At 61.8% G+C, this 18,535-nt stretch carries 15 protein-coding genes; 10 read left to right on the plus strand and 5 right to left on the minus strand.

Going from position 1 to position 18,535, the window contains the following annotated elements:
* Nucleotides 1–16: 16 nt before the first annotated feature.
* The gene (locus M1D97_RS11175; protein WP_456267801.1) at nt 17–3,613 is read right to left on the minus strand and encodes a DNA translocase FtsK 4TM domain-containing protein; all 3,597 of its coding nucleotides are present in this window, start codon (nt 3,611–3,613) and stop codon (nt 17–19) included.
* Between the two features lie 275 nt (nt 3,614–3,888).
* Nucleotides 3,889–5,832, minus strand: coding sequence for a methyl-accepting chemotaxis protein (locus M1D97_RS11180; protein WP_456267802.1), 1,944 nt, complete (start codon nt 5,830–5,832; stop codon nt 3,889–3,891).
* A gap of 164 nt (nt 5,833–5,996) precedes the next feature.
* On the opposite strand from M1D97_RS11180, the gene aat reads away from it, so the two are divergent.
* The 3 genes from aat (at nt 5,997) to infA (ending at nt 7,869) form a co-directional block, all read left to right on the plus strand.
* Nucleotides 5,997–6,686, plus strand: a complete 690-nt coding sequence (gene aat / locus M1D97_RS11185) for a leucyl/phenylalanyl-tRNA--protein transferase (protein WP_456267803.1) — start codon at nt 5,997–5,999, stop codon at nt 6,684–6,686.
* Between the two features lie 73 nt (nt 6,687–6,759).
* Nucleotides 6,760–7,497, plus strand: coding sequence for an arginyltransferase (locus tag M1D97_RS11190; protein WP_456267804.1), 738 nt, complete (start codon nt 6,760–6,762; stop codon nt 7,495–7,497).
* Nucleotides 7,498–7,650: 153 nt separating this feature from the next.
* Nucleotides 7,651–7,869 (plus strand): translation initiation factor IF-1, encoded by a 219-nt coding sequence (gene infA, locus M1D97_RS11195; protein WP_007111068.1) that lies wholly within the window; start codon nt 7,651–7,653, stop codon nt 7,867–7,869.
* A 183-nt stretch (nt 7,870–8,052) separates the two neighbouring features.
* On the opposite strand, the gene clpA is transcribed toward infA, so the two are convergent.
* The 3 genes from clpA to icd all read right to left on the minus strand — a co-directional run bounded on the left by clpA (nt 8,053) and on the right by icd (nt 12,260).
* Complete coding sequence (gene clpA / locus M1D97_RS11200) at nt 8,053–10,326, minus strand: ATP-dependent Clp protease ATP-binding subunit ClpA (RefSeq protein ID WP_456267805.1); 2,274 nt, start codon at nt 10,324–10,326, stop codon at nt 8,053–8,055.
* Nucleotides 10,327–10,356: 30 nt separating this feature from the next.
* Entirely contained in the window at nt 10,357–10,755 is a 399-nt protein-coding gene (gene clpS / locus M1D97_RS11205) for an ATP-dependent Clp protease adapter ClpS (protein ID WP_456267806.1), read from the minus strand.
* Nucleotides 10,756–10,997: 242 nt separating this feature from the next.
* Entirely contained in the window at nt 10,998–12,260 is a 1,263-nt protein-coding gene (gene icd / locus M1D97_RS11210; protein ID WP_456267807.1) for an NADP-dependent isocitrate dehydrogenase, read from the minus strand.
* 111 nt (nt 12,261–12,371) lie between these two features.
* Here icd and M1D97_RS11215 point away from each other — a divergent pair, with 111 nt between their 5' ends.
* The 7 genes from M1D97_RS11215 to M1D97_RS11245 all read left to right on the plus strand — a co-directional run bounded on the left by M1D97_RS11215 (nt 12,372) and on the right by M1D97_RS11245 (nt 18,424).
* Entirely contained in the window at nt 12,372–12,980 is a 609-nt protein-coding gene (locus M1D97_RS11215; protein WP_456267808.1) for a pseudouridine synthase, read from the plus strand.
* Nucleotides 12,977–13,459 carry an NUDIX domain-containing protein gene (locus M1D97_RS11220; RefSeq protein ID WP_456267809.1) on the plus strand — a complete coding sequence of 161 codons (483 nt, stop codon included), beginning with the start codon at nt 12,977–12,979 and terminating at the stop codon, nt 13,457–13,459. Before M1D97_RS11215 ends, M1D97_RS11220 begins: the two co-directional genes overlap by 4 nt.
* Before the next feature lie 105 nt (nt 13,460–13,564).
* Nucleotides 13,565–14,707, plus strand: a complete 1,143-nt coding sequence (gene mnmA, locus M1D97_RS11225; protein ID WP_456267810.1) for a tRNA 2-thiouridine(34) synthase MnmA — start codon at nt 13,565–13,567, stop codon at nt 14,705–14,707.
* Nucleotides 14,704–15,315 carry a high frequency lysogenization protein HflD gene (gene hflD, locus M1D97_RS11230; RefSeq protein ID WP_456267811.1) on the plus strand — a complete coding sequence of 204 codons (612 nt, stop codon included), beginning with the start codon at nt 14,704–14,706 and terminating at the stop codon, nt 15,313–15,315. The genes mnmA and hflD overlap by 4 nt, the downstream gene beginning before the upstream one ends.
* A gap of 72 nt (nt 15,316–15,387) precedes the next feature.
* Nucleotides 15,388–16,794 carry an adenylosuccinate lyase gene (gene purB, locus M1D97_RS11235; protein ID WP_456267812.1) on the plus strand — a complete coding sequence of 469 codons (1,407 nt, stop codon included), beginning with the start codon at nt 15,388–15,390 and terminating at the stop codon, nt 16,792–16,794.
* Complete coding sequence (locus M1D97_RS11240) at nt 16,791–17,990, plus strand: JmjC domain-containing protein (RefSeq protein ID WP_456267813.1); 1,200 nt, start codon at nt 16,791–16,793, stop codon at nt 17,988–17,990. The genes purB and M1D97_RS11240 overlap by 4 nt, the downstream gene beginning before the upstream one ends.
* A 2-nt stretch (nt 17,991–17,992) precedes the next feature.
* Nucleotides 17,993–18,424 carry a GNAT family N-acetyltransferase gene (locus M1D97_RS11245; protein ID WP_456267814.1) on the plus strand — a complete coding sequence of 144 codons (432 nt, stop codon included), beginning with the start codon at nt 17,993–17,995 and terminating at the stop codon, nt 18,422–18,424.
* Nucleotides 18,425–18,535 lie beyond the last annotated feature (111 nt).

An 18,535-nucleotide genomic window follows, 5' to 3' on the forward strand; every position in this document is an offset into this window, starting at 1 on the left:
GGCATGGATAGCACCGTCAGTGCGACGGTGGTGACGCCAGCACCTCTCTGGCGCCGTTGCTGCCCATGGAGGACACCACGCCGGCCATTTCCATGGCCTCGACGAGTCGGGCTGCTCGGTTGTAGCCGATCTTGAAACGACGCTGGACCGATGAGATCGACGCGCGCCGCGACTCGGTCACGTAGGCCACCGCTTCATCGTAAAGCGCATCCTGCTCCGGGTCGTCATTGCTTTCGCCTTCGGCCTCGAGGCCTGCCAGGGCATCGGCAGAGACCCCGCCGGAGAGGATTTCATCGATATATTCGGGTTCGCCGCGACGCTTCCAGTCATCGACCACGCGGTGCACTTCGTCATCGTCCACGAAGGCGCCATGCACGCGCATGGGAATACCGGCACCGGCCGGCAGATACAGCATGTCACCATGACCCAGCAGATGCTCGGCGCCACCCTGATCCAGGATCGTGCGCGAATCGATGCGCGAGGAGACCTGGAAGGCCATTCGCGTGGGGATGTTGGCCTTGATCAGACCGGTCACCACGTCCACCGATGGCCGCTGCGTGGCCAGAATCAGGTGGATGCCGGCGGCACGCGCCTTCTGGGCGATCCGGGCGATCAGCTCTTCGACCTTTTTGCCCACGATCATGAACATGTCGGCAAATTCGTCGATCACCACCACGATATAGGGCAGCTTTTCGAGCACCGGCGGCTGCTCATGCATCTCCCAGGGCTGCGGCTCCCACAGCGGGTCGGCGATCTGGGCGCCGGCCTCGGTGGCCTCATCGATGCGGGCATTGAAGCCGGCCAGATTGCGCACGCCCATGGCCGCCATCAGCTTGTAGCGCCGCTCCATCTCGGCCACACACCAGCGCAGCGCATTGGCGGCCTCCTTCATGTCGGTGACAACCGGCGCCAGCAGATGCGGAATGCCGTCATACACCGACAGCTCCAGCATCTTGGGATCGACCATGATCATGCGCACTTCATCGGGCGTGGCCTTCAACAGCATCGAGATCAGCATGGCGTTGACACCCACCGACTTGCCCGAGCCCGTGGTACCGGCCACCAGCAGGTGCGGCATCTTGTTCAGATTGGCCACGACCGGGTTGCCGCCGATATCCTGACCCAGCGCCACCGTGACCGGCGAGGCGGCATTTTGATAGACGTCGGAGTCGAAGACCTCGCGCAGGCGGATCATGGCCCGGTTGGGGTTGGGGATCTCGATACCCACTGTCGGCCGCCCCGGAATGATTTCGACCACGCGTACGCTCTTGACCATCAGCGAGCGCGCCAGGTCCTTGGCCAGGTTGCTGATCTTGGAGACCTTCACCCCGGGCGCCGGCTTGATCTCGAAACGCGTGATGACAGGCCCCGGCCAGGTATCGACGACCTCGGCCTTGACGCCATATTCGCGCAGGCGCACTTCCAGCAGCTCGGCCATCTCCTGAAGCTGCTCTTCGGTATAGGTCGGCTCGTGGGACGACGGCGGGGTCAAAAGCGACAGGGACGGCAGCTCGCCCAGTGGTTCATCGTCGGACTCGTGTGCCGGACGCTGGGTCTGCATCTGCTGCACGGTCCAGAGCGTGGGGCTGTTGCTGTCTTCATCGGCGCGGGACTCGAGTGCCCCGGCCTCCTCGACCGGCGCATGATCGGCAAGGCTTTCGTCCCGTGCCGGGCGCGGCTCGTCTGCCTGACCCGACGCTGACGACGGTGCTGAAGCCTCATCGGGAGGCTGAACCAGCGGCGCCGACTCGCTCGCGTCCGACCGTGGCGGCACCGGCCCTGCCTGACGAGGATCGTTTTCTTCCTCGAAGGTCAGCGTCGACGCAGCGTCCGGCTCTGCCGGCGCCGTGACCTCTTCCCGCGCACTCAGCGGCGTCGAGAGCTCGGGCTCGTCGTCTTCCCAGCTCAGTACCGGACGGTCCTGCTCCTGCATATCGTCGACGAGCGGCGCCGCACGCTCATGGGACGGCTCGGCTTCCTCCAGCGTCATGTCATCCGATGCGGGCGCCGCAGGCTCGGTTGGCGCCGATGAAGGCACGCTCCGATCGCGCGGCGCATCGGCCGGCGTCGCATGAGGGGCCGGTGCTGACGGTTCAGGCGATGGCGCTGCCGGGGACGCCGGAGTGTCTTCGTCATCCTCGGGCAGGTGCGGTTCGGGAATCACTTCCGGAATGCGCCGACGCGTGACATCGCTGTTTGGCGGCGCGGCGGCCCGGGGTGTTTCCATCGGTTGCTGTGGCGACCCGGCGGGCGTCGGGGCATCCGCTTCGGCACCGGCGTCGTCCACGTCCCGTGACGGCTCTGACGTGGCGACGGTGACGGGGGCTTTCTCCGGAGCATGCGCCGGCGGCTCATCGACGCCGAAGGCCCGGTCGGACTCGGCCCGGTCAGCGGAGACGGCCGATGAGGTCGGCACTGCCGGTGCGACGCTGGCGTCGGCGCGGTGCATCTCGTCATCGTCGCTCTGCGCCGGCTCGTCAGCGGCCTCCGGCGCGGCCACGTCTCGAGCGCTCATCGCGGTGCGGCAGTCGGCGGTAGCGGCATGCGACGGCGCAGAGGGCTGCTCATCAAATCGGGGGTGACGCACCGACGACGTCTCGTAGGGCTGCTCCCAGGGAATATCATCATCGTCGGTGCGCATGCCGGCCACCGCGCCGGGCAGATCATCAGCGTCATCATGACGCCGCTGATGCGTCGTGGCCGCCGGTTCGTCGTCATCTTCAAACGGCGCGTCATCATGGTCGTCGTGACGACGGCCGGGCATGAAACGGGCCAGCAGACCGGTACGCTCGCGGCGGGGACGCGCATCCTCGCCATCAGCCCGCAGCGTTGTGTCGGTGTCATCGTCGTCATGGCCGAAATCAAACTCATCTTCTGACTGAGCGGCAAGATACGCCTCGCGACGCTCCCGGGCCATTTCGCGACGGCGCTCGCGGAGTCTCGAACCGGCACTGCCAAGCTGCGACCCCGCCATGCCCAGGCGACGCGCACACCAGCGCACGCCACGCCAGATGCCGTTGCCCATTTCATCGATGATGGAAAACCAGGACATGCCGGTCAGAAGCGGCATGCCGCACAAAAAGGCCGCCAGCGACAGCAGCGTGGTGCCATGACGGCCCACCATTGACGCCAGCGCAGCCGACACGCCCTCACCCACGATGCCGCCCGAGCCGTAGGGCAGATCGTTGCTGGCATCCTGAAAATGCAGGGCGCCCACGTTACAGGTGGCCACCATCACCAGCAGCAGCCCACCGCCGCGCACGGCCAGCGCCGTCGGGTCCCAGACGACATGGGCTTCTCTGGCACGTATCAGCCGCCAGGCGCCCAGGCCCAGCATGCCGGGCGCCCACAGCGCACTGGCCCCGAACAGGGAATAGAGGACATCGGAAAGCCACGCCCCGACGGGCCCCATCCAGTTGGTCACCTGCTGATCGGGGCCGCTGTGCGACCAGCTGGGATCCGCCGGCATGTAGCTGAAAAGCGCCAGCAAAAGGAAGGCGCAAAGCGCCAGCATGACGATGGCAACCCCCTCCTTGGCAGCGCCCTGCAGTCGGGCACTGAAATGGCGGGCGTTATCACGGGCTTTGGTTACACGCTGTCGGGAGCGCTTCATGGTGGCGCTTTGACGCGTTGTTCGCGGGCTGGCGCCGCTTTTGCTGCGACGAGCCTGTGACTGTGACTGTCTGGTCTTGCTGGCGCTCAACGGCCATCCCCCCTGCACTCATGCGAGTGTTATGGCTGTACTCTGATGAAGCATTCGAAGGCCTGATAAAGGCATATTGGCAGGGTAATGACCTCGGGTCACACCCTGCCAGAGGCAGGTATCATACCTGGAGATGATGGTACGGCACAGACCCGGCAATTGCAGCCGGGAAATCGGAGGAAATATCAGGCCGGCAGATGAAAGACCCGCACGACCTCGCTGAGTTTGCGCGCCTGCTCGTCCAGATGGCCTGACGCGGCAGCCGACTGCTCGACCAGCGCAGCATTGTGCTGGGTGGTTTCATCCAGCGTCGCCAGGGCACTGCTGACCTGCTCGATGCCTTCCAGCTGCTCTTCGCTGGCACGGCTGATTTCGTTGACAATCACGCCCAGGTTTTCCATTCGCGTGGTGATCTCCTCGATCTGCTCGCCGCTTTGCTGAATATGGGCGCTGCCGGTAGTGATCTCCTCGACGGTATGTCGAATCAGCTGACCGATATCGGCAGACGCTTCGCTGCAGCGCACTGCCAGACGACGGACCTCATCGGCCACCACGGTAAAGCCGCGACCATGGGCGCCGGCACGCGCGGCTTCCACCGAGGCGTTGAGCGCCAGCAGATTGGTCTGAAAGGCGATGCCATCGATGGTGGTAATGATGTCGGACATCTTCGAGGCGGTGGCCTCCAGATCGCCAAGGGTGGTCACGGCACGCTCCAGGCGCTGCTGCCCCTCTCGGGCCGAGCCAACCACCTCTTTGGCCATGCTGTCGCCCTGCCGGGCACGCTCGGTATTCTGGCGTACGGTAGCAGTAAGCTCTTCGATACTGGCCGCCGTCTGCTCGAGACTGGCCGCCTGACTTTCGGTTCGGCGCGACAGGTCCATGTTGCCACTGGCAATTTCACCCGAGGCGTGGCCGATGCTTTCCACCGACTGCCGAACGCGACCGACAATATCGCGCAGCCCGTCGCTGATGCCGTTCATCGCACCGACCAGCGAGCCGATTTCATCCCGGCGATGGCTGTCAAGACGCTGCCTGAGATCGCCGTTGGCCAGATGGCCGGCCATGCCCTGCACGCTGGCCAGAGGGCGGCTCAGACTGCGTCGCAGCATGACATACACGCCCAGCGCCGCCGCCAGTGCCAGCCCCAGTGCGATCAGCAGGAACCGGTTACGCGCTGCGGCAATCTGGCCGTCGATATCATCATTGATGGCCGTGGCCGTGACGATCCAGTCCCAGTCGGGGTATTGCATGAAATAGGTCGTACGGTCGGCGTGTTCGCTATCGGCCAGCCGGTATTCAAATATTCCCTGCTGTTGTTGAAAGATCGGTGCAAGGGCCGGATCGCCGTCGACATCCAGCACCTCATTGAGCGATGTCCCTTCATGAGCACCGCCGGCCAGAATATTGCCCGTGTCGGCATTCACGATCATGAAAAAGCCGTTTTCGCCAACGCTCAAATCGCGTACACGTGTCTTGAAGTTTTCCAGGTCGGCGGTAATGTCCAGGCCGATAAAGCTGGCACCGATGACGCGGCCCTGCTCGTCATGAATGGGCTCATAGCGGGTGATATAGGGCGTACCGAACAGCGTGGCGATGCCCGAATAGACGCGATCGTCCATCAGGGCGCGATAGCTTGCCCCATCGCGATCCAGCAGGGTACCGACGGCACGTTCGCCCTGCTCGTCCTTGAGAGAGGTGTTGATGCGCACAAAATCATCGCCGGTACGGGCAAAGATGGTAATCGGGGTGCCGGTACGCTGGGTAAAGTCATCCACCCGCTGGGTGTCCATATTGAGCGCACCGCGCTGATCCATCAGCAGCGGCGTCTGACTGGATTGGATGGTCATGGTCTGTTCGGGATCGAGTACGAAGGGCGGGGCCAGCGCGTCGGTCTGAAACAGATCCAGAAAACGCGCGCTCTGCTGCTGCAGGCTCTGATCGAACAGCGTGACCGAATCGGTAAACTGCTGTGTCTGCTGCTGCATGCTCTGCGCCGCCTGCTCACGAAGGGCGCGAGCACTTGACGATGACAGCCCCCAGCTGAGTGCGATGAATCCTGCGATGGCCACCAGACCAATGACCAGCGCCAGGCGCGAACCGATGCTCATGCGCCGAAAATAATTTCCCATGACAAGTATCCGTATTTAATAATATTTTTCGACGGCCAGCACCTGGCACCCTTTTCTCCGTTCCAATGACGGCTATCGCGCCTGAAACTTGAGAGATATTGATTGCATGCGTTACCGGGTATATGGAATTGACGCGTCATGGCGCCCGGCACCGGGAGACGGTCATGATTGACTGGCTGCCTCGCCGCCCCGTTGGTTTCCCACCAGTAGATAGGGCGCTTGAAACGCCCAACGGCCTGCTGGCGGCAGGCGGTGACCTCACGCCGGACTGGTTACTGACGGCCTATCGACACGGCATTTTTCCGTGGTTCAATGAGGACGACCCCATCCTGTGGTGGTCCCCCGACCCCAGAATGGTGCTGTTTCCCGAAGAGCTTCGCGTGCGTCGCAGCCTGGCCAAGCGGCTTCGCAATTCAGGCATGACAGCGACCATGGATCAGGCCTTTGAGGCAGTGATCACACAGTGCGCCGCCCAGCGCGAAGCGCAGGAAGGCACGTGGATTTCATCGGAGATCATCGAGGCCTATGTCACCCTGCATCAGCTGGGACATGGCCATAGTGTCGAGATATGGGAGGGTGAGACCCTGGTGGGCGGCCTTTATGGCATTTTGCTGGGACGCGTGTTTTTCGGCGAATCAATGTTCTCGATTCGTCCTGACAGCTCCAAGATCGCGCTGGTGAAACTGATAGAATGGCTGATTGACCAGCACGATCTGGCGCTGGTGGACTGTCAGATGCATACCGCGCATCTGGCAAGCCTTGGCGCTCGTGATATATCGCGTCAGCAGTTCAATGCCCTGCTCGAACGCCATATCCCGACGGTCCGTCAAGAACCCCCGGAACGGTGCCGATAAGCATTACCGAATCATTGATGTCGCAGGCCCCGGCTCACCCTTTTGGACGTTGCCCCCGTTGAACAACTCAAGCATGCATTCACCCCTTCAGGATCTGCGGTTTTTCCTGACAGAGCCTCATGACTGCAGTTATCTGGGGGCTCATGAGGCGACAACGCTGTTCATGGATCCCCATGTCCCCGTGGATCACGACATTTACAGCGCCCTGACCCTCATGGGCTTTCGACGCAGCGGGACGCATCTCTATCGTCCGCACTGTCAGGAGTGCAACGCCTGTGTCTCGGTCCGGGTCCCGGTCAATGATTTCGCGCCCGACCGCTCGCTCAAGCGTACCGAGCGTGACAATCAGGATCTGAGCGTCATCGAGCGACCCGCCTGCTTCGATGAAGAGCACTATGCGCTTTATGAGCGCTATATCCGGGTACGCCACAGCGATGGCGAAATGTATCCCCCGAGCAGCACGCAGTACCGCGCCTTTCTAAGCACCGCCCATGAGTTTTCACGCCTGGTCGAATTTCGTCTGGAAGGACGACTGCTGGCCGTGGCGGCCGTGGATTTCCTGACCCATGGCCTTTCCGCCATCTACACCTTCTTCGATCCCGATGAGGCCTTTCAGTCACGCTCTCTGGGAAGCTGGGCCGTCATCTGGCAGATTCGTCGGGCACAGTCACTGGGACTCGAACACGTTTATCTGGGCTACTGGATCAACGAAAGCCGGAAGATGGATTACAAGCAGCGCTTCAAACCGCTTGAATATCTTCAGGGGCATCGCTGGCGCCGAAGCATTCCGGTGACGCCGACGCATCATTAAAGCACCGTGACACTGCAGCGGCTTTGCGCTTCAGGCGGGTATCAGGCAAAATATCGCACGTTCAGTCCGCCATCATTCAACTTGTCTGACCATCCGGCCAGCACGAATGCCCTGATGGCGTGCTCATATTACGATTATCGGGGAATACACCATATGGCAAGAGAAGATCATATCGAAATGGAAGGCGTGATCGTTGATACGCTTCCCAACACCATGTTCCGCGTCGAGCTGGAAAACGGCCACGTGGTCACGGCGCATATTTCCGGCAAGATGCGCAAGAACTACATCCGCATTCTGACCGGCGACAAGGTCAAGGTAGAATTGACGCCCTACGACCTCTCCAAGGGCCGTATCGTTTATCGCTCCCGCTAAGGACGCCACCACGTCCCTGCTTCAGAACGCCCCCTCCTTGCGCCCCTGATCGCTTCACGGCGCTTCGATCGCCCAATGGCTCGCCATCCGATGGATCGTCCCTGACCTGCCATCCATCCTCGCGCACAAAAAAACGCCCCGTCCGAAGACAGGGCGTCAGTGACAGCCGGCACGGCATGCCGATCAGGCGGGCTGTTCGGCTGCCGCGGAAAGCTGCAGCTCTCCATTTTCCAGCGTGACATGCACCGTGCCACCCTGCTCGGCCAGATCGCCGAACAGAATCATTTCGGCCAGCGGCTTCTTGAGCTTCTCCTGAATCAGGCGTGCCATGGGGCGAGCCCCCATCTGCGGGTCGTAGCCGTGCTCGGCAAGCCAGCCACGCGCTTCATCATCCACGTCCAGCTGAACACGCTTTTCATCCAGCTGCGCCTGCAGCTCGACCAGGAACTTGTCGACCACGCTGCGTACCACGTCGGTATCGAGATGGCTGAACTGGATAATGCTGTCCAGACGGTTGCGGAATTCCGGCGTGAAGGTCCGGCGAATGACTTCCATGGCATCCGTTGAATGGTCCTGGGTCTGGAAACCAATGGAGCGTCGCGATGCCTGCTCGGCGCCGGCATTGGAGGTCATCACAAGAATTACGTTGCGAAAGTCCGCCTCACGACCATTGTTGTCGGTCAGCTTGCCGTGGTCCATCACCTGCAGCAGCAGGTTGAAGACATCCGGATGCGCCTTTTCGATCTCGTCGAGCAGCAGCACGCAGTGCGGATTCTTGGTCACGGCCTCGGTGAGCAGACCGCCCTGGTCATAGCCGACATAGCCCGGCGGCGCACCGATCAGCCGTGACACGGTGTGGCGCTCCATGTACTCGGACATGTCAAAGCGCACCAGCTCGATGCCCATGATCTGGGAGAGCTGACGGGCCACTTCGGTCTTGCCCACCCCGGTCGGGCCGGCAAACAGGAAGTTGCCCACCGGCTTGTCGGGCGACCCCAGCCCGGCTCGGGACAGCTTGATGGCCGACGACAGGCTGTCGATGGCCTCGTTCTGCCCGAAGACCAGCATCTTGAGATTGCGATCCAGATCGGCCAGCAGCTTGCGATCGGAGCTGGACACGCTCTTGGGCGGAATCCGCGCGATCGAGGCGACGATCGATTCAATCTGCTCGACGTCAATCTGCGACAGACGCGCCTCGCTCGGCAGCAGCCGCTGGTGGGCGCCGGCTTCATCGATGACATCGATGGCCTTGTCGGGCAGGTAGCGATCGTTGATATAGCGCGAGGCCAGGCGCACGGCGGCTTCCATGGCGGCATCGGTGTACTTGAGCTGGTGGTGCTCCTCGAAGCGACCGCGCAGCCCTTTCAGGATGCGAATGGCATCATCGACCGTCGGCTCCAGCACATCCACCTTCTGGAAACGACGTGCCAGCGCGCGATCCTTTTCGAAGATACCGCGGAACTCCTGGAAGGTCGTGGAGCCGATGCAGCGCAGCTCGCCCGAGGAGAGCATGGGCTTGAGCAGGTTGGACGCATCCATGACTCCGCCGGAAGCGGCGCCGGCGCCGATGATGGTGTGAATCTCGTCGATGAACAGAATCGAATTGGGCTCTTTCTTGAGCTCGGCCAGCAGCCCCTTCAGACGCTTTTCGAAATCGCCGCGATACTTGGTCCCTGCCAGCAGGGCGCCCATGTCGAGAGAGTAGACCACGGCGTCACTGATGACGTCGGGAACATCCTCTTCCACGATACGCTTGGCCAGCCCCTCGGCGATGGCGGTCTTGCCGACACCGGCCTCCCCGACCAGCAGCGGATTGTTCTTGCGCCGACGCGCCAGAATCTGCACCACGCGCTCCAGCTCATGATCGCGCCCGACCAGCGGGTCGATGCGACCGATACGCGCCTGCTCGTTGAGATTGGTCGCATAGCCGGTCAGCGGATGCGACGAGGCATCGCCGGAGGCCTCTTCACTGTCTTCGGACTCGCCGCCGCTGTTGTGCTGGTTCTGCTGATTGTGACCCGAGACCTTGGCAATGCCGTGGGCGATGTAGTTGACCGCATCAACGCGCGCCACGTTCTGCTGCTTGAGAAAGTAGACGGCCTGGCTCTCCTGCTCGGAGAAGATGGCCACCAGCACATTGGCGCCGGTCACTTCCGATTTACCGGAAGACTGAACGTGGAAGACAGCGCGCTGAAGCACACGCTGAAAGCCCAGCGTGGGCTGGGTTTCGCGGTCATCCTGATCTTCGGGAATCAGCGGAGTGGTGGTGTTGATGAAATCCTGCAGGTCGGTGCGCAGCTTGTCGAGGTTGGCCCCACAGGCGCGCAGTACATCTGCTGCCGAGGCATTGTCCAGCAACGCCAGCAGAAGGTGCTCAACAGTCATGAACTCATGGCGCTTTGAACGCGCCACGGTAAATGCGGTGTTCAGGGTCAATTCAAGTTCTTTGCTCAACATGGCAGTCCCCTCTTGGCCGCTGCAGACAGCTCAGTCTGCCCGGTCGATATCGCACAGCAATGGATGCTGGCATTCTCGAGCGTATTGATTGACCTGCTGGCTCCTGGTTTCCGCAATATCACGGGTATAGATGCCACAGGTCGCCTTACCCTGAGTATGAACGGCCAGCATGATCTGTACCGCCTTCTCGTGATCCATGGCAAAAAAGGTTTGAAGTACTTCGACGACAAACTCCATGGGCGTGTAGTCGTCATTGTGAAGTACCACCTTGTAAAGCGGCGGTTCTTCAAGCTCGGGATCGCTCGTCTGCTCGGCAACATCGCCCTGTTCCTGCTGATCGGGTTGATCGGGATCGGGGGGTGTCATGCCTGCATGAGTGACCGTATTACGAAAATCGCAGTGAAGTGCCTCACTATCTATCTTGAACATATGTGCCCGGATCGATGAAAACAAGCGGAAAGATGATTGAATGCACTCATCGAGCTAACAGTTTGAGCGCTAACAAGCCTCAGTGTTCCCTTTAAAGATGGTGCTGCCCTGCCGACGATGCAAGCGCGCGGCGATAAAAACAGTATCTCATGGCAACAGGGGGCAACGAGAGCCAAAACGGTGCTTCATGTTATATACGTTGTGCTAACGGCCAGCGGGCACAATGCCTGACACTGGCCATTTCAGGCCGGCATGTTGCGTACCATGGCGTCGGCAAAGGCCGAAGTCCCCAGCAGGGTCGCCTCCGACATGACCTGATGAAAGTCTCCCGTTACTTCACCACGCTCGATCGTCGCCTCCATGGCGCTGATGATTCGCGCGGCAGCCTCGTCCCAGCCGAGATAGCGCAGCATCATTTCGGCAGAAAGGATCAGGGAGCCGGGATTGGCGCTGTCGTGGCCGGCCAGCGCCGGCGCCGTGCCGTGCGTGGCCTCGAACATGGCCACGGCGTCGCCGCGATTGGCACCGGGGGCAATACCGATGCCGCCCACCTGCGCCGCCAGTGCATCGGACAGAAAGTCGCCGTTGAGATTCAGCGTGGCGATGACATCGAACTGCTCGGGATGCAGCAGCACTTCCTGAAGCATGGCATCGGCGATGACATCCTTGATGACAATGGTGCTGCCATCGCGCGGGTTTTTCATGGAAAGCCACGGCCCGCCATCGAGCGGCTCGGCGCCAAATTCGTCACGCGCGACCTCATAACCCCACTGTTTGAAGGCGCCTTCGGTGAACTTCATGATGTTGCCCTTGTGCACCAGCGTCACCGACTCACGACCGTTATCGATGGCGTAGTGAATCGCCTTGCGCACCAGCCGCTTGCTGCCTTCTTCCGACACCGGTTTGATGCCGATCCCGCACTGTTCGGTGAAGCGAATGTTGTCGACCTGCATCTCTTCGCGCAAAAAATCGATCAGCTTTTGATTATCCGCGGTTCCGGCCTGCCACTCGATGCCGGCATAGATGTCCTCGGCATTTTCCCGGAAGATCACCATGTCGACGTTCTGCGGCTGACGTACCGGGCTGGGGACACCCTTGAACCAGCGCACCGGTCGCTCGCAGACATATAGATCCAGCGTCTGGCGCAGCGTGACGTTCAGTGAGCGAAAGCCGCCGCCGACCGGCGTTGCCAGCGGTCCCTTGATGGAGACCACATGATCCCGAACGGCCTCGAGCGTCTCCTGCGGCAGCCAGGTGTCCTCGCCGTAGACGCGCGTCGCCTTCTCGCCGGCATAGACTTCCATCCACTGGATGGCACGCTGCCCGCCATAGGCTGCGGTTACGGCGGCATCGACCACGCGCCGCATGGCCGGTGTGATATCAGCGCCGATGCCGTCGCCCTCAATAAAGGGAATGATCGGTCGATCCGGCACTTCAAGCGTGAAATCATTGTTGACCGTAATGGCCCGACCACTGTCGGGAATGCTGATATTGCCGCTGGACATGAGAATACTCCGGCGTGATGAGGACAGGGGGTCCTGTCCTGACATGAATGGCCTAATGTAGCATCAAGGCCCCGTTATTGCGTAGAAGTTGTCGACAATCAGGGCGCATTCATGAGCACACTCTATCTCTTTCACAAGCCCTTTCAGGTGCTTACCCGCTTCACCGATCCACAGGGTCGCGACACCCTTGCCCGCTGGCTTGATATTCCCGATATCTACCCGGCCGGCCGGCTGGACTACGACAGCGAGGGACTGCTTCTGTTGACCGATGACGGCCAACTGTCTCATCGCATCACGCATCCCGACCACAAGCAGCCCAAGACCTATCTTGTGCTGGTAGAAGGTCAGCCTGATGAGAGGGCACTCGAGGCTCTGAAAAAAGGGGTTACGCTCAAGGACGGGGCGACCCGACCGGCCGGAGTGAGGCGGGTAGCATCACCGGCAGTGTTCGACCGTGACCCGCCGGTACGCTACCGGGCCAGCATTGTCGACACCTGGCTGGAAATCACGATCAGCGAAGGCCGCAACCGACAGGTCCGCCGGATGACGGCGCACGTGGGCCACCCCACCCTGAGACTGATTCGCACCAGCATCGGCCAGTGGACGCTGGGAACGCTGGCACCGGGCGAGTGGCGGCGCGAGACCATTCATATGCCACGCGCCGCCCGAGCGACGCCTGCTCGCGCACAGCGCAATCGACCACGCAGGCAACCGCGATGAACCGATTTCTGCCCCACGTCACGGTCGCCGCCGTTGTGATCGATCACGGCCGTTTTTTGCTGGTCGAGGAGCGCGATCGCATGAATACGGCCTCTACCATTACGGTGTTCAATCAGCCGGCCGGCCATCTGGAAGCCGATGAATCCCTGCTCGACGCCGTGCATCGGGAAACCCTTGAAGAGAGCGGCTGGGAGATCACCCTGGAGGGCTATCTGGGCCTCTATATCAACACGGCACCCAACGGCGTGGTCTATCACAGCCATACCTTTCTGGCCCGCCCGGTACAGCGCGTGACCCGAATGCTGGATGAAGGTATCAGGGGCGCTGACTGGTACCATCCAGCGCAGATCGAGGCGCTGGCATGCGACGACCGGCTCAGAAGCCCGCTGGTGGCGCGGCGCGTTCACGATGCCCTTGAAGGCCATGCGTACCCCCTGACGCTGATCCGGGATCTGAACCATCCGGGAACGGCGTCATGAATCGTCGCCACCCGTGCCCTGTCACGATCGGCCTCCCCCGCCTGTCAAGGCAGGGGGCGGCTGGCGTATAATCACCGCCAAATGATTTCCGACGACGGGTACGCCATGACTTCCCCTGTCAACAATACAGCCTCCTCCGCCACCCCTTCCCGGGTCATCGTGGGCATGTCCGGCGGTGTGGACTCTTCCGTGACCGCCCTTTTGCTGCTTGAGCAGGGCTATCACGTGGAAGGCCTGTTCATGAAGAACTGGGACGAGGACGACGGTACCGAATACTGCACGGCCATGGCCGATCTGGCCGATGCCCAGGCCGTCTGCGACCGGCTGGGCATTCGCCTGCACACTGCCAACTTTGCCGCCGAATACTGGGACAACGTCTTCGAGCACTTTCTTGAAGAGTACCGGGCCGGGCGAACGCCCAACCCGGACATCCTTTGCAACCGTGAAATCAAGTTCAAGGTCTTTCTCGACTACGCGGAAATGCTGGGCGCCGAGCTGATTGCCACCGGCCACTATGTACGCCGCGAGGACCGCGGTGACCATACCCTGCTGTGCAAGGGCATCGATCCCGACAAGGACCAGAGCTACTTCCTTCATGCCGTCAGCGAGCAGGCCCTCGCCCGCACCCTGTTTCCGCTCGGCGAAATGGAGAAATCCGACGTACGGGCGCTGGCCGAACGCCACGGCCTGACCACGGCGCGCAAGAAGGACTCCACCGGTATCTGCTTTATCGGCGAGCGCCGTTTTGCCGATTTTCTCCGTCAGTATTTGCCGGCACAACCCGGCCGTATCCAGACCCCGGAAGGCGAAGACATCGGCGAACACATGGGGCTGATGTATTACACCCTGGGTCAGCGCCAGGGACTGGGCATCGGCGGCATCAACGGCTATCCGGAAGCACCCTGGTATGTGGCGGACAAGGACCTCGAGCGCAATGTCCTGATTGCCGTACAGGGCAAGCATCATGACCTGCTCTACCGACAGTCGCTGACCACCGAAGCCATGCACTGGATCGGCGAGGCGCCGGCATCCGGTGACTTCCGCGCCAGCGCCAAGATCCGCTACCGCCAGAGCGACCAGGCCTGTCGGGTCATCATCAATGAGGATCACAGCGTGACGCTGATCTTTGACGAGCCCCAGCGCGCCGTCACCCCCGGGCAGTCGGCGGTACTCTACGACGATAACGTCTGTTTGGGCGGTGCGGTGATTGCAGAAACATTCCACCAGGCGCTGGAGAGTGCAGCATGAACAGCGAGGCGCGTCAGGCACTGGCACTGGCCGGCGTTTTTCAGGCCGCGACCGTGGTCGATGAGCTTGCCCGTACGGGACATACCGACGAACGGGCCTGGTCGACCCTGATCCGGGCCACGCTGGATACCAATCCGGCCTCGTTCGAGGATGTCTATGGCGGTCAGATCAACAATCTGCGCCCCGGCATCGAAACGCTGGAGGGTGTGCTGACGCGCCAGCAGGTCTCGCCCAACGTCATGCGCTACGGCTTTTCGCTGATTCTTTTGATGCATCGCCTGCGCAAAAATACCGACATGATGAATACGGTGGGCCAACGCCTGGGCCGGGTGCAGGCCCAGTCCGAGCACTTTGGCGAGCTGCACGAGAACGTGATTGCAAGCCTTGGCGAGATCTATCAGGACACCCTGTCCACCTTTCGCTATCGCATCGTGGTACAGGGTGACCCTTCCCTGCTGCAGAGCCGACAGATGCCCGAACGGGTCAGGGCCATCCTGCTGTCCGGCGTGCGCTTTGCCCTGCTCTGGCACCAGCAGGGCGGCCGGCGCTGGAAGCTGATTGCCGGGCGCAGCGGCATCCGACGTGCGCTCAAATCAATCGACAACTAACCGCGTCTCGGGCAGCTCTCCCCGGGCTGCCCCTTTATTTCACAACGATTGGGCACAGACCCGGGAACCACGATGGAACTTTCTGCACTGACCGCTCTCTCTCCTGTCGACGGCCGCTACGGCAGCAAGACGATCGCCCTGCGTGAACACTTCAGTGAATACGGCCTGATTCGTGCCCGTGTCATTGTCGAGGTGCGCTGGCTGGAACGCCTGGCCGAACACGAGCAGATCGAGGAAGTCCCGCCGCTGTCGGATACGTCACGACAGTTTCTGGATCAGCTGATCAACGAGTTTTCCGTTGACGAGGCCGAGCGCGTCAAGACCATCGAGCGCACCACCAATCATGACGTCAAGGCCATCGAATACTTCCTCAAGGAGAAGTTCGAGGGCCATGCCGAGCTGGAAGCCATCAGCGAGTTCGTGCACTTCGCCTGCACCAGCGAGGACATCAACAACCTCTCCCATGCGCTGATGCTGCGCGCCGGGCTGGACAATGTCCTGCTGCCCGCCATGCGCGAGATCGTCGAGGCCGTGACCCGGCTGGCGCAGGAGCACGCCGAGCAGCCCATGCTGTCACGCACGCACGGCCAGACCGCCAGCCCCACGACGCTGGGCAAGGAGATGGCCAACGTGGTGCATCGCCTGCGTCGCCAGCTACAGCAGATCGAATCCATCGAGATGCTGGGCAAGATCAACGGCGCGGTCGGCAACTACAACGCGCATCTGGCGGCCTATCCGGAGATTGACTGGGCCGACAATGCGCGCGTGTTCATCGACCGCCTGGGGCTGAGCTTCAACCCCTATACCACCCAGATCGAGCCGCACGACTATATTGCCGAATTCTTTGACAGCGTCTGCCGCTTCAACACGATCCTGATCGATTTTGACCGTGACATCTGGGGCTATATCTCGCTGGGCTATTTCAAGCAGCGCACCGTGGAAGGGGAAATCGGCTCGTCGACCATGCCGCACAAGGTCAACCCGATCGACTTTGAAAACTCCGAAGGCAATCTGGGGCTGGCCAACGCCATCCTGGGTCATCTGGCCCAGAAGCTGCCGATCTCGCGCTGGCAGCGTGACCTGACCGACTCGACCGTGCTGCGCAATCTGGGGGTAGGCCTTGCTCACGGGCTGATCGCCTATCAGGCCACACTCAAGGGCATCGGCAAGCTGGAGAGCAACCCGGCCCGGCTGGAGGCCGATCTTGATCAGAGCTGGGAAGTGCTGGCCGAGCCGGTGCAGACCGTCATGCGCCGCTACGGCATCGAAAAGCCCTATGAAAAGCTCAAGGCACTGACCCGCGGGCGCCGGATCGACCAGCAGGGGTTTGCCGAATTCATCGACACGCTCGAGCTGCCCGAGGACGTCAGGGCGCGTTTGAAGACCATGACGCCGGCCACCTACACAGGCAACGCCGCCGAGCAGGCACACAACATCATCCATCCCGCGAGCGCGCCAGGAAGCAAGGATCCATCATGACAGATCAGACGCACCTTCCACTGGGCGGCATGTCCGCCGAGACCTTTCTGCGCGAGTACTGGCAGAAAAAGCCGCTGCTGATCCGGGGCGCCTTTCCCGACTTTCAGTCGCCGCTCGAGCCCGAAGAGCTGGCGGGACTGGCCTGTGAAGACAATGTCGAAGCCCGTCTGGTCGAGCTGGAAGGCCCGGACAAGGCCTGGCAGGTCTCCCATGGCCCCTTCGATGACGACACTTTCGCTCGCCTCGGGCGCAAGAACTGGTCGCTGCTGGTGCAGGCCGTGGACCACTACGTCCCGGAGGTGGCCGAACTGCTGGAGCACTTCACCTTCATTCCGCGCTGGCGTCTTGACGACATCATGGTCAGCTTCGCCCCGCCGGGGGGCAATGTGGGCCCCCACGTCGACAACTACGACGTGTTCCTGCTGCAGGCCAGCGGCCAGCGCCGCTGGCAGCTCGGCGATGTCATGCCCGAGGATGCCCCCATCATCGACGGCATCGATCTTCGCATCCTCGCCGACTTCCAGGTCACCAACGATCAGGAGTGGGTGCTCGAGCCCGGCGACATGCTCTATCTACCGCCGCGCGTGGCCCATCATGGCGTCAGCGAAAGCGAAGACTGCATGACCTTTTCGGTCGGCTTTCGCGCGCCCTCGATGGATGAAATGGTGACCTCCTGGGCCGATTATCTGGGCGAGCAGCTGGAAGATGCTTCGCGCTATCACGACCCCGATCTTGAAGCCTCCGGTGACAGCGCCCTGATCGACGACACTACGCTTGCCCGGGTACGCCAGCAGATGCTGGCGGCTCTGGACAATCCCGAGCAGATGGCCCAGTGGTTCGGACGCACCATGACCCAGGTGAAATACCCGGACCAGCTGATGCCGCCCCTGACGCCGGCCGATGAAGAGACGCTGCGCGGTGCCCTGTCAGACGGCGATCAGCTGGCGCCGGCGCCGGGGTCGCGTCTGGCGTGGCACCCGCATGGTGAACAGGCCACGCTGTTTGTCGATGGTGACGGCTATTCCTGCAGCCCCGAACTGGCCGGACACCTCTGCGGTGCCCGGGCCATCGATCAGGAGGTACTGGCGATTGAAGGGGCCGGGGCACTGCTCACCACCCTGATCAATCGCGGCAGTCTGCACTGGGTGGAAGATGATGACGACTTCGATGATGACGACGACATCACGGATGACTGAGCATGCCTGACGACGACATCGTGATCGAAACGGGCGACTGGACCACGCTGCAGGACACCTGCAGTCACATTCGACGGATCGTGTTCATTCAGGAACAGGGCGTGGACGAAAGCGAGGAGCTGGATGCCCTCGACTCCGAGTGCACCCACTTTCTGATACGTGACGGTGTCATGCCCTGCGGCACCGCACGGCTGCTGCCCGATGGCCATATCGGTCGCGTCGCCATTGTCGCTTCCCATCGCGGCCGCGGACTGGGCGCGCGATTGATGCATCACGTGATCGCTCATGCCCGCGCACAGCAGTTCACGCAGTGCGAGCTCAGCGCCCAGACCCGGGCCACCGGTTTCTATGAGCAGCTGGGCTTTGTCGCCCACGGCACGGTGTACATGGAGGCCGGCATCGCCCATCGCGACATGACCCTGAGACTTGCCTGAGCATTGAGATATCACCGGTGGCAGTGGAGATGGCCGCCAGGCTACAGTGTGGCAGAATACCCGGGGCGTCGCCCTGACAGGCCCCCCGGTCGCCCTTGCCAGTGATTTGAA

Source organism: Kushneria sp. AK178, from assembly GCF_053903105.1.

Excerpts from the sequence above, each read along its gene's own strand:
- M1D97_RS11240 (WP_456267813.1), top strand. The coding sequence starts at position 16,791 with ATGACAGATCAGACGCACCTTCCACTGGGCGGCATGTCCGCCGAGACC.
- M1D97_RS11220 (WP_456267809.1), top strand. The coding sequence starts at position 12,977 with ATGAACCGATTTCTGCCCCACGTCACGGTCGCCGCCGTTGTGATCGAT.
- M1D97_RS11190 (WP_456267804.1), top strand. The coding sequence starts at position 6,760 with ATGCATTCACCCCTTCAGGATCTGCGGTTTTTCCTGACAGAGCCTCAT.
- hflD (WP_456267811.1), top strand. The coding sequence starts at position 14,704 with ATGAACAGCGAGGCGCGTCAGGCACTGGCACTGGCCGGCGTTTTTCAG.
- M1D97_RS11180 (WP_456267802.1), bottom strand. The coding sequence starts at position 5,832 with ATGGGAAATTATTTTCGGCGCATGAGCATCGGTTCGCGCCTGGCGCTG.
- clpA (WP_456267805.1), bottom strand. The coding sequence starts at position 10,326 with ATGTTGAGCAAAGAACTTGAATTGACCCTGAACACCGCATTTACCGTG.
- aat (WP_456267803.1), top strand. The coding sequence starts at position 5,997 with ATGATTGACTGGCTGCCTCGCCGCCCCGTTGGTTTCCCACCAGTAGAT.
- icd (WP_456267807.1), bottom strand. The coding sequence starts at position 12,260 with ATGTCCAGCGGCAATATCAGCATTCCCGACAGTGGTCGGGCCATTACG.
- M1D97_RS11215 (WP_456267808.1), top strand. The coding sequence starts at position 12,372 with ATGAGCACACTCTATCTCTTTCACAAGCCCTTTCAGGTGCTTACCCGC.
- infA (WP_007111068.1), top strand. The coding sequence starts at position 7,651 with ATGGCAAGAGAAGATCATATCGAAATGGAAGGCGTGATCGTTGATACG.
- purB (WP_456267812.1), top strand. The coding sequence starts at position 15,388 with ATGGAACTTTCTGCACTGACCGCTCTCTCTCCTGTCGACGGCCGCTAC.
- clpS (WP_456267806.1), bottom strand. The coding sequence starts at position 10,755 with ATGTTCAAGATAGATAGTGAGGCACTTCACTGCGATTTTCGTAATACG.
- M1D97_RS11245 (WP_456267814.1), top strand. The coding sequence starts at position 17,993 with ATGCCTGACGACGACATCGTGATCGAAACGGGCGACTGGACCACGCTG.
- mnmA (WP_456267810.1), top strand. The coding sequence starts at position 13,565 with ATGACTTCCCCTGTCAACAATACAGCCTCCTCCGCCACCCCTTCCCGG.
- M1D97_RS11175 (WP_456267801.1), bottom strand. The coding sequence starts at position 3,613 with ATGAAGCGCTCCCGACAGCGTGTAACCAAAGCCCGTGATAACGCCCGC.